The 14,370-nt window shown below is 70.8% G+C and carries 15 protein-coding genes; 12 read left to right on the top strand and 3 right to left on the bottom strand.

Translation table 11 applies throughout. The features are described 5' to 3' along the window. Nucleotides 1-19: 19 nt before the first annotated feature. Nucleotides 20-622 carry a TetR/AcrR family transcriptional regulator gene (locus STRTUCAR8_RS36205; RefSeq protein WP_100247747.1) on the bottom strand — a complete coding sequence of 201 codons (603 nt, stop codon included), beginning with the start codon at nt 620-622 and terminating at the stop codon, nt 20-22. Nucleotides 623-793: 171 nt separating this feature from the next. On the opposite strand from STRTUCAR8_RS36205, the gene STRTUCAR8_RS36200 reads away from it, so the two are divergent. The 4 genes from STRTUCAR8_RS36200 to STRTUCAR8_RS36185 all read left to right on the top strand — a co-directional run bounded on the left by STRTUCAR8_RS36200 (nt 794) and on the right by STRTUCAR8_RS36185 (nt 4,729). Beyond that, entirely contained in the window at nt 794-1,786 is a 993-nt protein-coding gene (locus STRTUCAR8_RS36200) for an SMP-30/gluconolactonase/LRE family protein (protein ID WP_006381274.1), read from the top strand. A gap of 107 nt (nt 1,787-1,893) precedes the next feature. Beyond that, nucleotides 1,894-2,724 carry an SDR family NAD(P)-dependent oxidoreductase gene (locus STRTUCAR8_RS36195; protein ID WP_006381229.1) on the top strand — a complete coding sequence of 277 codons (831 nt, stop codon included), beginning with the start codon at nt 1,894-1,896 and terminating at the stop codon, nt 2,722-2,724. Then, a complete protein-coding gene (locus STRTUCAR8_RS36190) occupies nt 2,721-3,953 on the top strand; it encodes an amino acid deaminase/aldolase (protein ID WP_006381276.1) in 1,233 nt (410 codons plus the stop codon). The genes STRTUCAR8_RS36195 and STRTUCAR8_RS36190 overlap by 4 nt, the downstream gene beginning before the upstream one ends. After that, nucleotides 3,950-4,729 carry an SDR family NAD(P)-dependent oxidoreductase gene (locus STRTUCAR8_RS36185; RefSeq protein ID WP_006381270.1) on the top strand — a complete coding sequence of 260 codons (780 nt, stop codon included), beginning with the start codon at nt 3,950-3,952 and terminating at the stop codon, nt 4,727-4,729. Before STRTUCAR8_RS36190 ends, STRTUCAR8_RS36185 begins: the two co-directional genes overlap by 4 nt. 10 nt (nt 4,730-4,739) lie before the next feature. Here STRTUCAR8_RS36185 and STRTUCAR8_RS36180 read toward each other — a convergent pair whose 3' ends face one another. Continuing rightward, entirely contained in the window at nt 4,740-6,257 is a 1,518-nt protein-coding gene (locus STRTUCAR8_RS36180) for a carboxylesterase/lipase family protein (RefSeq protein ID WP_006381266.1), read from the bottom strand. A 166-nt stretch (nt 6,258-6,423) separates the two neighbouring features. On the opposite strand from STRTUCAR8_RS36180, the gene STRTUCAR8_RS36175 reads away from it, so the two are divergent. The 8 genes from STRTUCAR8_RS36175 to STRTUCAR8_RS36140 all read left to right on the top strand — a co-directional run bounded on the left by STRTUCAR8_RS36175 (nt 6,424) and on the right by STRTUCAR8_RS36140 (nt 13,371). Continuing rightward, entirely contained in the window at nt 6,424-7,389 is a 966-nt protein-coding gene (locus STRTUCAR8_RS36175) for a pirin family protein (RefSeq protein WP_006381243.1), read from the top strand. A gap of 461 nt (nt 7,390-7,850) precedes the next feature. Continuing rightward, nucleotides 7,851-8,738 (top strand): helix-turn-helix transcriptional regulator, encoded by an 888-nt coding sequence (locus STRTUCAR8_RS36170; protein WP_006381236.1) that lies wholly within the window; start codon nt 7,851-7,853, stop codon nt 8,736-8,738. Between the two features lie 214 nt (nt 8,739-8,952). Beyond that, nucleotides 8,953-9,423, top strand: a complete 471-nt coding sequence (locus STRTUCAR8_RS36165) for an aldo/keto reductase (protein WP_006381285.1) — start codon at nt 8,953-8,955, stop codon at nt 9,421-9,423. 369 nt (nt 9,424-9,792) lie between these two features. Further along, nucleotides 9,793-10,122, top strand: coding sequence for a carboxymuconolactone decarboxylase family protein (locus STRTUCAR8_RS36160; protein WP_006381224.1), 330 nt, complete (start codon nt 9,793-9,795; stop codon nt 10,120-10,122). Between the two features lie 137 nt (nt 10,123-10,259). Further along, nucleotides 10,260-11,240: an aldo/keto reductase gene (locus tag STRTUCAR8_RS36155; RefSeq protein WP_006381233.1), complete on the top strand. Its 981-nt coding sequence runs from the start codon at nt 10,260-10,262 to the stop codon at nt 11,238-11,240. 99 nt (nt 11,241-11,339) lie between these two features. Continuing rightward, complete coding sequence (locus STRTUCAR8_RS36150; protein WP_006381273.1) at nt 11,340-11,798, top strand: SDR family oxidoreductase; 459 nt, start codon at nt 11,340-11,342, stop codon at nt 11,796-11,798. 38 nt (nt 11,799-11,836) lie between these two features. After that, nucleotides 11,837-12,859 (top strand): NHL repeat-containing protein, encoded by a 1,023-nt coding sequence (locus STRTUCAR8_RS36145; protein ID WP_006381280.1) that lies wholly within the window; start codon nt 11,837-11,839, stop codon nt 12,857-12,859. A 188-nt stretch (nt 12,860-13,047) separates the two neighbouring features. After that, nucleotides 13,048-13,371 (top strand): FAD-dependent monooxygenase, encoded by a 324-nt coding sequence (locus STRTUCAR8_RS36140; protein WP_044473498.1) that lies wholly within the window; start codon nt 13,048-13,050, stop codon nt 13,369-13,371. A 39-nt stretch (nt 13,372-13,410) separates the two neighbouring features. Here the strand turns inward: STRTUCAR8_RS36140 and STRTUCAR8_RS36135 are convergent, their stop codons facing one another. After that, on the bottom strand, nt 13,411-14,370 hold the full coding sequence (locus tag STRTUCAR8_RS36135; RefSeq protein ID WP_006381275.1) for an NADPH:quinone reductase: 960 nt from the start codon (nt 14,368-14,370) through the stop codon (nt 13,411-13,413).

Here is a 14,370-nt window from a genome sequence, read left to right as displayed (position 1 = left end):
AGGTCAAGCGGCTCATGACTCAGGCGGCTCGCGGCTCAGGCGGTCGCGGCGGGCGTGCAGAGAAGTGATCGCGAGCAGTCGAGCGCGGCCTGCTGTCGGCGTGTTGCGGTCGACGAGCCAGGTCATGTTGAGGCCGTCGATCATCGACTGGACGTACCGCGCGAGCACCGGGCACCGGTTCGGTCCACTCGATCCCGGCGTTGTCGGCGGCGAGTTCGAGCAGACCGGCGAAGGCGCGCAGGAAGATCTCGTACTGCTTCATGGCGACGTCCTCGAAGCCGGGATTGCGCAGCGCGTACTGGGTGAGCTCGTAACTGATCTGGTGCTCGCCGGGGTTGGCCTCGAAGCCCTTCCAGAAGGCGTGCAGGCTGTCGAGGACGCTGTCACGGATGTCCTTGTGCGGGGCGAACAGGCCGCGGACCTCGGCGACGTACCGCTCGGTGAGGGTCTCGGTGACGAGTTCGAGCAGTTGGGCCCGGGACTCGAAGCAGTAGTGGAAGGCCCCGAGGGTCATGTCCGCCTCGGTGACCACCGCGCGGGTGGTGGCCTTGGCCACGCCGTCGCGTGCCATGACCCGGATCGCCGCCTCAAGGAGCTCCGCTCTCCGGTCGCTCGCCGCCATGCGGGGCACGCGTTCTCCTCTCCGCACCGGTCTCACCTGTGGGTTCGCCCGTCAGGATAGCCAACCGACCCAGGAGAAGTAAGTCGCTCGTCCAGGACGCTTGACTTACTTCTCTCGTCTGGGCCACCGTAGCGGGAAACAGACGGGTACGAGCAGCCTCAGGAGGCAGGGGTGCGAGCGAGGGCCACAGTCGTTCTGGACGGATTCGGCGTCCTGGAGTCACTGCGCTGGCACGACGACGCCCTGTGGTTCTGCGACCTCGCCCACGGGACGGTGCACCGCTGGGACACCCGGGGCGAGCCGGAGACGGTGGCGGAGGTCCCCGGCCGGGCGGGCGGCCTGGGCTGGCTGCCCGACGGGCGGATGCTGGTCGTCTCCATGGACGGGCACTGTGTGTACCGGCGGGAGCCGGACGGTTCGCTGGTCGTGCACGCCGACCTCAAGGGCATCGCCGGGGGCCCCGCCAACGACATGTTCGTCGACCGGCTGGGCCGCGCCTACGTGGGCAACTTCGGCTTCGACTACCACGACTTCGTCCGCCGGCAGCCCAACTCGATGCTCTACGCCCCGCCGGGACCGCCCAGGACCCCTCTCGCCTGCTTCTCCCCCGAGGGCGAACTCCTAGGTCTGAGCGAGCCGTTGACGTTCCCGAACGGTCTGTTCCTCCTCGACGACGACCGGCGTCCGGGCGAGGGGCCCGTCCTGCTGGTCGCCGAGACCCTGGCCATGCGCCTCACCGCCCTGCCTGTGCTGCCCGACGGGCGCCTCGGCCCGCCCCGGCCCTGGGCTCCGCTGATCCCCTCCGCCCTGTGGACGTCCCTCAACCATCCCGGGCCGCTGGGCCGCGTCACCCGCCGCGTCTCCGCGCTCCTTGACCGGCCGTCGATCGCCGCCCGCTCCGCCAGCCCCATCGCCCCGGACGGCATCGCACCCGGCCGGGACGGTACGGCGTGGGTCGCCAACGCGCTGCGCGGCGAGTGCGTCAGGGTGGGACCCGGCGGCGTGATCCTGGACCGGGTGGCCACCAGTCGGCAGACCCTGAGCTGTGTGGTCGGCGGACCGGACGGCAACACCCTGTACGCGGCCACCACACCGACCGACGACCCGGTGCGCGCGGCCGGGCTCAACGGGTCCCGGCTGGAGGCGTACGTCCTGCCGTCATAACCGCGACCTTCGCCAACTCGGCCTATTCTTCCGGGAGTTCACATGCACGGACATCGAACGGATGGTGCGCGGCGTCCGCGCGCCGACGCTCAGGGCGGGGGTCCGCGGTGAGCGTCGTCCTGATCACCGGTGCCGCGAGCGGTATCGGTGCGGCGACCGCGCGCGAGGCCGTGCGCCGGGGCCACCGGGTGGCGCTCGCCGACATCGACCTCGCCGGAGCGACCCGGATCGCCGGTCAACTGGGCGACGCCGCCCGCGCGTTCGAGCTGGACATCCGCGACGAGGCGGCGTGGGAGACGACCTTCGACGCGGTCGCGGACCAACTCGGCCCGGTCGACGTGCTCGTCAACAACGCCGGGATCATTCACACCGGCTACGCACGCGAGTTGCCGCCGGACCGGCACCGGCACATGGTGGAGGTGAACCTGCTCGGTCCGATCACCGGCATGCTGGCCGCCCTGCCCCGGATGCGCGCCCAGGGCCACGGGCACATCGTCACCGTGTGCAGCATGACGTCGTTCCTGCCGCTGCCCGGCTACACCACCTACGGCGCGACCAAGCACGGGCTGCGCGCCTTCCACCACAGCGTGGCCATCGAGGAACGCGACGGACCCGTCACCTTCAGCATCGTCCATCCGCCCGGCACCCGCACCCCCATGCTGGAGCAGGAGATGGCAGATCCCAGCGCGGTGATCACCTTCGCCGAGAAGCCGCTCTCCCCCGAAAAAGTGGCCTCGGTGATCGTCGACGCCATCGTGAGAAAGCCGGTAGAAATCGTCCACCCCGCCATCGGCGGACGCGTACAGCGGGTCGCCGGTGTGTTCCCCCGGCTGATGCGCTTCGTGATCCCCAAGGTGGTGGCCATGGCCAAGCGCCGCAGCCCGGGCCTCGTCCCGGCGCCGACCGCGGTACCCGAGCAAGGAGACACCCACCGATGACCATCGACACCACCCCTCCCAGAACCGGTTCGGATCCGATGTCCCAGAGCCATTTCGAGGGACTCCGGGCGGCGACCGCCGGCCTCGAACCGCCCTTCGGCGTCATCGACCTGGACGCCTTCGACGCCAACGCCCGTGACCTGGAACGCCGTGCGGGCGGCAAGCCGATCCGGCTGGCCAGCAAGTCGCTGCGCTCCCGCGCGCTCGTCAGGCGAGCCCTGGACCGCCCCGGATTCGACGGCATCCTCGGCTTCACCCTGCCCGAAGCCCTGTGGCTGGCCGAGGAGTTCGACGACATCCTCGTCGGCTATCCGACCGCCGACCGCACCGCGCTTCGCCAACTGGCCGCCGACGAACGGCTCGCGTCCCGGATCACCCTGATGGTGGACTGCGTCGAGCATCTCGACCTGATCGACGCCGCCACCGGCCCGCGCACGACCCGTATCCAGGTGTGCCTGGAACTGGACGCGGCCCTGCGCCTCGCGGGCGGACGCATCCACCTCGGGCCGCGCAGGTCCCCGGTGTACACCCCCGAGGAGGCGGCGGCGTTCGCGCGCGCGATCGCCTCCCGCCCGGGCTTCGAGCTGACCGGCATCATGGGTTACGAGGGGCAGGTCGCCGGGCTCGGTGACAACGTGCCCGGCAACGCGATCAAGCGGGCCGTCGTACGGGCGATGCAGCGTTCCTCCGTCGAGGAGCTGAGCCACCGCCGGGAAGCCGCGGTGGCGGCCGTACGGGCCGTCACACCGCTGCGGTTCGTCAACGGCGGCGGTACCGGCAGCCTGGAGACCACGACCGCCGAGGACTCGGTCACCGAACTCGCGGCGGGCTCCGGCCTGTACGGTCCGGGCCTGTTCGACTTCTACCGCGCCTTCCGGCCCGTCCCGGCGGCGTACTTCGTGCTGCCCGTCGTGCGCCGCCCCTCGTCGTCGGTGGCGACCCTCCTCGGCGGCGGCTGGGTGGCGTCCGGGCCGCTCGGCAAGGACCGGCTGCCCACGCTGGCCTGGCCCCCCGGGCTGCGCGTGACCGCCACCGAGTCCTTCGGGGAGGTGCAGACCCCGCTGGTGGGCAGGGCCGCGAGCGTGCTGAACATCGGGGACCGGGTGTGGCTGCGGCACGCCAAGGCCGGTGAACTGTGCGAGCGCATCGGCGACCTGCACCTGGTCAGCGGCGGCACGGTGGTCGACACCGTGCCCACCTACCGCGGTGAGGGCCGCCACTTCCTGTGACCGCCGACACCACCATCACCGGCCGGACGGTCCTGATCGTCGGGGCCTCCTCCGGTATCGGGGCGGCCGTTGCCCGCCGACTGGCCCCGGCGGGCAACCGCCTCGTCCTGACGGCCCGGCGCGCCCCCGAACTGGCCGCCGTGGCCCAGGAGGTACGGGCCGCGGGCAGCGCCTGCCTCGACCTGGCCGCCGACGCCCTGGACCCGGAGGCGGCGGCCGGCGTCGTGACGGCCGCCGTCGCGGAGTTCGGCGGCGTCGACATCGCGCTGCTCAACGCCGGTCAGGGGCCGGACATGGCCATGGACCGGGTGAGCACGGTGGACGTGTCCCGGATCATGGCGTTGAACTACGACGTCGTCGTCAACTACCTGGTCCCTCTGATCCGGCAGTTGGGCGAGCAGCCGGACGGCGGCCTGATCGCCCACACCAACTCCCTCGCGGGGCTGATGGGCATCCCCCGCCAGGGCCCGTACTCGGCGGCGAAGGCGGCCGTACGCATCCTCCTCGACGCGTCGCGCGTCGAACTGGCCCCCAGGGGCATCCGGTTCACCTCGATCCACCCCGGCTTCGTGGGAACGGACCGGGTCGGCGCGGACGGTCTGCCCAAGCCCTTCCAGGTCAGCCAGGAGCGCGCGGCCCGGTACGTCGTACGCGCCCTGGAGCGGGAACCGGCGCAGGCCTGTTTCCCCTGGCAGACGACGGCGTTGGTCCGCACCCTGCGTGCCCTGCCCACGCCGGTCGCCGACCGGGTGCTGCGGCTGCTGGCCTCCGGGTAGGGCTGCCGCGTCACTCCGCCGTCAGGGGCAGCACGCCGAACGTGTGGCCCTCCCACAGGCGGCGGGAAGCCTCCTCCGGGTAGGCGGCGACGGACGGTTCGGTGTCGAGGAGCAGGACGAGTCGCCGCTCGGTGTCGTACGCGGGCCAGCCCGGGTCGCCCGTCGCCGCGAAGGACGTCCAGGCGGAGCGGAAGCGGGCGGAGACCGCCTCGGCCCCGGACGACGGTATGGGCCCGACCAGCATCCCGCCGAGTCCCCCGGCGACGTCGCCGAAGTTGCCGAAGGTCAGCGGCACGTCCAGGCCGTGACAGGCGCCCAGGGCACCGCCGTTCACCGGGGCGGACCAGGTCAGCTCGTACACGTGGGCCCGGCCGCCGCCGGCCACCTGGGCCTGGGCGAGGTGCAGCGACGGCATGCGGAACAGCCAGTCGGACTGGACGAGTTCGAACAGGTACTCCGCCGAGGCGTCCGGGAAGGCGGCGCGATAGGCCTGTTCGGCTTCGGGCCCGGGGCCGAACACGCGCAGGACACTCGCCGCCATCTCCTCGTCCACCCGGCCGAACAGCCCGGCGAACATGAGGAAGAGGCGGTACTCGTCACGGGTGTGCCCGACGATCAGGTCCACGTCCCGCGCGGCGCCGCCCGCCAGCGCCTCCCACGGCGCGGTGGGCAGGACGTCACCGTCGACGACGGGCGAGAACGGGGTGGGTGTGAGGGCGACCGCACCCCACCTCGGCACGTGTTCGAGCATCCGGGCGCTCAGCGCGGCTCCCGCCTCCGGCAGCTTGCGCGGGTCCACGGCTGCCAGGTCGGCGACCGTGGGACGCAGTCCGAGCTCACCCGCCAGCGCGCCGGCGATGTCCCCGGCCAGCGCGTCCGAGAAGTACGTGCCGGGCACACTCTGGGCGATCGCCCGCCGGAACAGTCCTCGCGCCCTCGGCATGACCAGCAGCGCGGCGACGGACCCGGCGCCCGCCGACTCGCCGAAAACGGTGACCTGGCCGGGGTCGCCGCCGAACGCGCTGACGTTCTCGCGCACCCATTCCAGGGCGGCGACCTGGTCGAGCAGCCCGCGGTTGGCCGGGGCGCCCTCGATACGGGCGAACCCCTCGATGCCGACCCGGTAGTTGAGGGTCACCACGACGACGTCTCCCTCGCGGGAGAGACGGCCGCCGTCGTAGTTCGGGTCGTCGGCGGAACCCAGCTTGTAGGCACCGCCGTAGATCCATACCATCACCGGCCGGCGCGCCGCCGGATCCGCGTCGGGGGTCCACACGTTGACGGTCAGCCAGTCGTCCCCGGCGGGCGAGGTGCCGGGGCCCGTCACCTCCTGCGGAGGAGGCGGCCCGAAGGCGAAGGCCTCCCGCACCCCGTCCCAGGAGGCCGCCCGTCGTGGTGCCGCGAACCGCAGCTCCCCCACCGGCGGCTCCGCGAACGGAATGCCGCGGAACACCGCGAGGCCGCCCTGCCAGCGCCCTCGGACAGCGCCTGCGGCCGTCCTGACCTCGGGAAACTCGCCTGTACTCATGCATGGCTCCTCGGAGAACACCTGCCCATGACGGTCCGGCCCACGATAGTCGAGGTGAACTACCTTTCACCAAGCGAACGCCACCTGTGGTGGGGAGGTTTACGGAGAGCGCGCCAGGGGTCCACTCCCGTGCGCACGGACTTGCTCCCCGACTAGGTTGTGCGCCATGAGCAACCTTGACCGCGCGCCCGTACCCAGCGTCTGTGGCGGCCGTGGATTCGTCGTCGCCGAACCCGTGCGCGAACTGCTGAGCCCCCGGCGCGTCAAGCTCGGGGAGGGCACCGAGGTACGCCGGCTGCTGCCGAACCTCGGGCGGCGCATGATCGGCGCGTGGGCCTTCGTCGACCACTACGGGCCGGACGACATCGCCGACGAGCCCGGTATGCAGGTGCCGCCGCACCCCCACATGGGACTGCAGACGGTGAGCTGGCTGCACGAGGGCGAGGTGCTGCACCGCGACTCGACCGGCAGCCTCCAGACGATCCGCCCGCGCGAACTGGGCCTCATGACCTCCGGCCGGGCCATCAGCCACTCCGAGGAGAGCCCCAGGTCCCACGCGCGCTTCCTGCACGGGGCGCAGCTGTGGGTCGCCCTGCCGGACGGCCACCGCCACACCGACCCCCACTTCGAACACCACGCCTCTCTGCCCACGGTCACGGCACCCGGCGTGACGGCGACCGTGATCCTGGGCGCTCTCGACGGCGCGACCTCGCCCGGCACGACGTACACCCCGATCGTCGGCGCCGACCTGACGCTCGCCGCCGACACCGACGTACGCCTGCCACTGGTGCCCGACTTCGAGTACGGGGTGCTGGCGATGTCCGGGGAGGTGCACGTCGACGGGGTGCCGGTGCTGCCGGGCTCGATGCTCTACCTCGGGTGCGGCCGCACCGAACTCCCGCTGCGCGCCGCGTCCGACGCGAGCGTGATGCTCCTGGGCGGCGAGCCGTTCGAGGAGGAGCTGGTCATGTGGTGGAACTTCATCGGTCGGTCTCAGGACGAGATCGTGCAGGCGCGCGAGGACTGGGCGAAGGGGGCCCGGTTCGGCGAGGTGAAGGGCTACGACGGGGCCCCACTGCACGCACCGGAGCTTCCGGCGACGCCGATGAAACCAAGGGGACGGGTGCGCTGAACTGCGAGAAGGTCGGGTCGCCGGCCCCAGGTGCGCGAGGTCGTCGAACCGCTCGGCCGCAACGATGACCTCCGCCGGCGTGAGGGGTGGACGCCGCGTCCGGAAGGCAACCGAGGCGGTCCGCGTCATGGCGTCTTGGCCGTCTCCTGGGTGCGTGTCCTTCTCGGTGATCTTCACTTTGCCCGCCCGGCGGCGGACATGCCCGCCGGGAGGTGCGAGCCGGGATTCAGGTCTGGTCGGGGTCGGCTTGAGTAGCAGTCCGGTCGCCGCTGACGTCACGGCGAGGAGGACCGCGTCGATCAGGAGAGCGGTGTGCAGACTGTGCAGGAAACCGGCCAGGTCGGCCAGGAGGGCGCCCCTGCGACTCCGCGCTCCCGGAAGAAGCCGGAGTTGGGGGTTACTGCTGTGAGGGGTAATGACAGGGTCTCTCAGCCCGTGTGCGGCGAACCTACTCTGGCCTCATGGACAACCGCGCCGAAATCAGTGCGTTTCTGAAGTCTCGCCGTGACAAGATCACGCCCGAGCAGGCCGGTCTGCCCGCGTACGGCCACCGCCGGGTGGCCGGGCTGCGCAGGAACGAGGTCGCGACGCTCGCCGGCGTCAGCGTCGAGTACTACACGCGCCTGGAGCGCGGCAATCTCAGCGGTGTCTCCGACAGCGTCCTGGACGCGCTGGCCCAGGCTCTGCGGCTCGACGACACGGAGCGCACACACCTGTACGACCTGGCCCGAGCGGCGAACACGACGCCTGCCCGTGTGCGGCGCCGGACCGCCCGGCCCGCGGTGCGGCCCAGCGTGCAGCGCATCGTTGACGGGATGCCGAGCATGCCGGCGTTCGTGAAGAACCACCGGTTCGACATTCTGGTCGCCAATCCGCTCGGTCGCGCACTGTTCTCGGAGATGTACGCCGATCCGGTCTGCGGGGCGAACACCGTGCGGTTCGTGTTTCTCAGCCCCGCGGCCCGGCGGTTCTACGTCGACTGGGAACGCATCGCCAGGGGCGCTGTGGGTGCGCTGCGGATCGAGGCGGGCAAGAACCCGTACGACCGCGAGTTGTCGAACCTGATCGGTGAACTGTCGACCCGCAGCGACGCCTTCCGCGTGATGTGGGGCGCCCACGACGTACACGTCTTCCATGACGGGACGAAACGCCTTCGGCATCCGGTCGTCGGCGAGCTGGAGCTCAACTTCGAGTCGATGAACCTGCCGGACGGCTCGGGGCTGGTCGTGGCGTTGTACAACGCGGCCCCCGGCTCCGCGGCCGAGGAAGGGCTGAACCTGCTGGCGAGCTGGTCCGCCACCGCTGAGGCCGCGGACGTGCGGGCCGCCGAGGCGGACTCCGAGAACTGAACCGACCTCCACAGCCCCGCCTTCTCCGGCTACCGCCGGCAGGAAGGGCGGGGCTTTGACTTGCGCATATGCCGCTGGGGGTCCCTGCTGTTACCCCTCACAGCGGAGACTCCCTCATCGCGTCCGTTCCCGGTTGCATGGTCAGTGCCCCGCTTTGGGGCCGACCGGTATCGAACCTCGTATCGGTCCGTCCCCGCTCATGGAAGGAACCACCATGGCCGGCAAGAGCACGATGATCACGCTGAACAACGGCGTGCGGATGCCCGCGCTCGGCCTCGGCGTCTTCCAGAGCCCACCGGAGGAGACCGCCACCGCGGTCACGACCGGGCTCCAGCACGGCTACCGACTGATCGACACGGCCGCCGTCCACGGCAACGAGAAGGAGGTCGGCGAGGGCATCGCCGCCTCCGGCGTCGACCGCGGTGAGGTCTTCGTGACCACCAAGCTGTGGCTCTCCGACTTCGGCCGCGACGCGGCCCTGCGTGCCTTCGCCGCCAGCCTGGGCAGGCTGGGCCTGGACCACCTGGACATGTACCTGCTGCACTTCCCGTACACGTCCGAGTTCGGCTCCACGGTCGCCGCGTACAAGGCAGCGCAGAAGCTGCCGGCGGACCGGCGGGTGCGGGCGATCGGCGTCTCCAAAGCCCAATGGCGACCGTCGTCCTGGTGGTGCTCCTGGGTGTGACGGGCCTGGGCATCACATCGATCGCCACCCCGCTGGCGGTGCGTTTCGGACACTCCTCGCCCGCCCTCGCCGCTGCCTTGACGGTGTCGGCCTTCAACCTGGGGATCGCCCTCGTCTCCTGGCTGGCGGGCACCACCTTGGACACCTCCCTGGGCGTGACCGGACCGGAGTTGGTCGGCGCGGTCACGGCCGGCCTGGGTCTGATTCCCCTGCTCGTCCTCGCCGCGATACGCGCCACCCGGACCGCCGCGCCTCAGGTGTCCCTGCCCCCCCCCCCGCTGACGAGGAGACCCCGCACAAGGCTCAGGCCGACCGCGAGGCGGCCTGACTACGGGACACAGATCAAGCACATAGAAAGGATGAAACGCCGTGGCTGGAGAACAGACCGCCGCACAGAAGCTGCTCGGCGACTTCGCGCCCGAACTGGTCCGGCTCACCGACGACGTCCTCTTCGGCGAGGTGTGGGCGAGCGAGGGCCTGTCCCAGCGGGACCGCAGCCTGATCACGGTTGGCACCCTGGTCGCCCTCCACCGCGCCGACCAGCTCGCCTTCCACCTGCCCAAGGCCCTGGAGAACGGGGTGACGAAGGACGAGCTGGTCGAGGCCGTCACCCACATCGCGTTCTACGCCGGCTGGCCCAACGCGATGTCCGCGATCACCCAGCTGAAGAACATCGTCGAGGGCGCCGACGCGAGCTGACCCCGCGCCGACCCGTCCGGAGCAACACCCCGTGCGACGACGTGGACTGACCACACGTCAGACACACCTCACGACCATCAGGACCCACACCGGCCGCGGCGTTGTCGTCGCTCTTGGCCACTCGAAAGGAGAACGAAATGAAGAAGCGTGAACTGGGAAACAACGGGCTCGAAGTGTCGTCGATCGGACTCGGCTGCATGGGAATGACCTTCGGCTACGGCCAGGCCGCGGACCCGGGTGAGGCCGTCAAGCTGATCCGGGCGGCCGCCGAGCGCGGGGTGACGCTCTTCGACACCGCGGAAGGGTACGGGGAAGCGAACGAAAGGCTGGTGGGCGAGGCCCTGGCGCCGGTGCGCGACCAGGTCTCCATCGCCACGAAGTTCGGGTTCAAGGACGGCAACCCCACGGCGGGGCTGGACAGTCGGCCGGAGCGGATCCGGCTGGTCGCCGAGCAGTCCCTGCAGCGTCTGCAGACCGACCGCATCGATCTGTTCTACCAGCACCGGGTGGACCCCGACGTGCCGATCGAAGAGGTCGCCGGCACGGTCAAGGCCCTCATCCAGGAAGGCAAGGTCAAGCACTTCGGCCTGTCCGAAGCGGGTGCGGACATTATCCGCAGGGCCCACGCGGTCCAGCCGGTCACGGCCCTGCAGAGCGAGTACTCGCTGTGGTGGCGCGAGCCCGAGGAGATCATCCTGCCGACCCTGGAAGAGCTGGGCATCGGCTTCGTGCCGTTCAGCCCGCTCGGCAAGGGCTTCCTGACCGGCGCGATCAGTCAGGACACGAAGTTCGAGGCCAACGACATCCGTAACGTGCTGCCGCGCTTCGAGGAAGAGGCGCGTGAGGCCAACCTCGCGCTGATCGCGCTGCTGGGTGAGATCGCGCACGCCAAGCAGGCGACCCGGGCTCAGACCGCCATCGCGTGGCTGCTGGCGCAGAAGCCGTGGATCGCGCCGATTCCGGGCACGACGAAGCTGCACCGCCTCGAAGAGAACATAGGCGCCGACACCGTCGAACTGACCGGCGAGGATCTCAAGCGCATCGAAGAGGCCGTTGCCCAGGTGCAGATCAAGGGCGAGCGGTACACCGCAGCGCAGCAGAAGACCATCAACCGGTAAGTCACCGGCCTACATCGGCAGCCTTCATCGGCCCGTTCCTGACGAAGCGTCCTTCGAGGCGCTTCGTCAGGAAGGCCCTGCCCATCAGGAGGAGTGCACATGGAATCGCAGGCACTCAAGGGGCGGATCGCCCTGGTCACCGGCGGCACGACCGGACTCGGCCTCGGCGCCGCCGAGCGTCTGGTCGAAGAGGGAGCCACCGTCTACATCACAGGCCGGCGCAAGGACGTACTCGACGCCGCGGCGGAGAACCTCGGCACGTCCGCCACCGGGATCCGAGCGGACGTCACGAGCAGGAGCGACATGCTGCACGTCGCCGAAACGATCAAGGCGGCGCACGGCCACCTCGACATACTCTTCGCCAACGCGGGCGGCGGACACGCCACGCCTCTCGCCGAGCTGACCGAGGAACAGATCGACAGCGAACTCGACGTCTTCGACTTCGCCCTGACCCGCGACAAGGTGGCCGCGATCGACGCCCTCGACACCGGCGTACGCGGCGGACCCGACCCGGACTCGCTCGACCTGGACAACGCCGGCTTCCCGATCCCCGACTAGGGACTCCCCGGCGCCGACGCAGACAACGAAAGAGCGCAATGATCACGAAAGACATATCCATGAAGAAGCCGTTCAAGCTCGTGGCGATCGCCGCGACGGCAGCCGTCATCGTCTCGGCGCCGTACGCGTCCGCCGCGACCGGACACGCGGACACGCAGCCCGCCGTCACCCACGTGAAGACCGTGGCCGCCTTCGACTTCGCCACCGGCGACGTGCCCGAGAACATCACCGTCGCCCCGGACAATTCACTGACCGTCTCGATGGTGGGCACGCCCGCGGGCGAACGGCCGGCGTTGGTACGGATCGCGCCGTCCGGGCACCGCACGGTGCTGATCACCGGACAGAAGGGCGACGGGATCACCGGCAACACCCGCGGCCACGACGGCACCGTCTACTACAACGTGTGGTCCTCCGACACCTCCCGCAACGGGGTGTGGAAGCTGCCGCCCGGCGGCACTCCTCACCGCATCGCGGCATTGCCCGTGGGCGGAGTTCCCAACGGTATGGCCATCGATCCGGCCGGGCGGACCTTGTACGTCGCCGACAGCCGGATGGGCACCGTCTGGGCCGTACCGGTCTCCGGCGGCCGTGCGACCGCGTGGCTGGTCGGCCCCGCCCTCGCGATCAAGGCGTCCGCACCCGTGCCGTACGGTGCGAACGGACTCCGATTCCACAACGGCGCCGTATGGGTCTCCAACCTCAGCAAGGCAACCCTGCTGCGGATCCCCGTCACCGCCACCGGAGCTGCGGGCCGGGTCCACACCGTCGCCGGCGGCCTCACCGGCATCGATGACTTCAACTTCCTCAGCGACCGCTCCGACGTCGTGTTCGCCGCGCTGAACACACAGAACCAGATCGCGGTCGTCTACCCGGACGGCACCACCAGGACCGCGCTGACCGCCTTGGACGGCCTCGCCTCGCCCACGGCCACCGCCGTGCGTGGGAAGCGGCTGTACATCACCGACGGCGGACTCAACGAGCCCCACGACGCGAAAGTTCAGAGCGGGAAGATCGACCTCGGCGCGCTGCTCTCACTCCGATCGCCCGGCAGTTCCCAGTAATCCAGAGGGCGTGGCCTGCAGGGATGCCACCTGGGGGTCCCTGCAGGTACCCCTCACAACCGAGACTCCCACGTCGTCGCCCTTCCCGGTTGCATGGTCAGTGCCCCACTTCCGCAGGGGCGGGACACAGCTGGCAGGAGCCCGGCGATCACGCCGGCCAGCGCCGCCGAGGTGAGGAGAACAACAGCATGACCACAGCTGTACGCGACGTGCCCCGTTCCGGGACCCGGGACGAGCGCCAGGGCGCCGCCATCGTCGTCGGTGCGTCTCTCGCAGGTCTGATGACCGCATCGGCCCTGTCGCACGCCGGAGTCGACGTGACGATGCTGGAACGATCGGGGGCCGCCCCTCGGGCCCGGAAGGGGGCTGCTCTCGGCGGGGTGAGTGAGGGCCTCCTCAGCAGAATCACGGGATCCCGTCACTCGCAGGGGCACTCCCACCACTCTGAGCTGCGGAAACGACTGATCGCGGCCGTAGCGGCAGCGCGGGGCGCCGGACCGACGACCGGGTGACGACCGTCGGGAGGAGCGAGGAGATTCCGCCAGGTTTCTCTACCGCGGAACGTCGATCAGGACGCGGCCCCGGCCGCCGGCATCGACGCGGTCGTGAGCTTTGGCGATGTCGGCCAGCGGGAAGCGGTCGCCGACATCGACGCTGAGGGCGCCGACGGCGGCCGCGGCCGTGAGATCCCGGGCGGCCTGGCGCCTGGCCTGCACGGGGAAGTCGTCGCTGCCGAGCAGGCGCAGGGTGACGTTGTTGAACAGCAGGGTCCAGAACGGGATCTCGGTGCGGTCGTCTCGGGTGGCATACGCGGCAATGACGGCGCCGTTCGCGGCCACGGCGTCGTCGAGCTCGGCGTTGTCGGACAGGGCGACCTCGATGATCCGGTCCACGCCTTCGGGTGCGTGGGCGCGGATCGCGCCGGCCGGGTCGCCGCAGTCGAGGGCGACGGCGTGGGAGACGACCGCGGGATCGATCCGGTCCAGGTCGGTGCCGCGCCGGACGGTGCCGATGACCGTGGCCCCGCCCCAGCGGGCGAGCTGGGCGGCCAGGGAGCCGACCCCTCCCAGGACGCCGTTGACGAGGACGAGTTCGCCGTCGACGGGGCCGTCGGCGAAGACGGTGCGGTGCGCCGTGATGCCGGGGATGCCCAGGCTCGCGCCGAGGTCGTCGGTGAGGTGGTCGGGCAGCGGGACGGCGAGGTCGCCGGGGGCGACGGTGTACTGGGCGGCGGTGCCGAAGGGGCGGTAGGACTGGGCGCCGTACACCCACACACGCTGCCCCACGCGGCGCGCGTCGACGGTGCCGGCGGCGTCGCTGTGCGGAATCACCTGCGGATAGGGCATGGCCGAGCCGGTCCAGCCACTCCGCTTCTTGGTGTCGCCGGGGTTGGCGGCGGAGACGGTGACGTGGACACGGACCTCACCGGGGCCGGGGGTGGGGTCGGGCAGCTCGCCGTATTGGAGTACGTCGGCGGCCGGGCCCTGCTGGTCGTACCAGGAGGCAAGCAT

Origin of the sequence: Streptomyces turgidiscabies Car8, from assembly GCF_000331005.1 — a bacterium.
Classification (GTDB): Bacteria; Actinomycetota; Actinomycetes; order Streptomycetales; family Streptomycetaceae; genus Streptomyces; species Streptomyces turgidiscabies.
The sequence above is the reverse complement of the archived record's forward strand: the minus strand, read 5'-3'. Positions and strand labels throughout refer to the sequence as shown.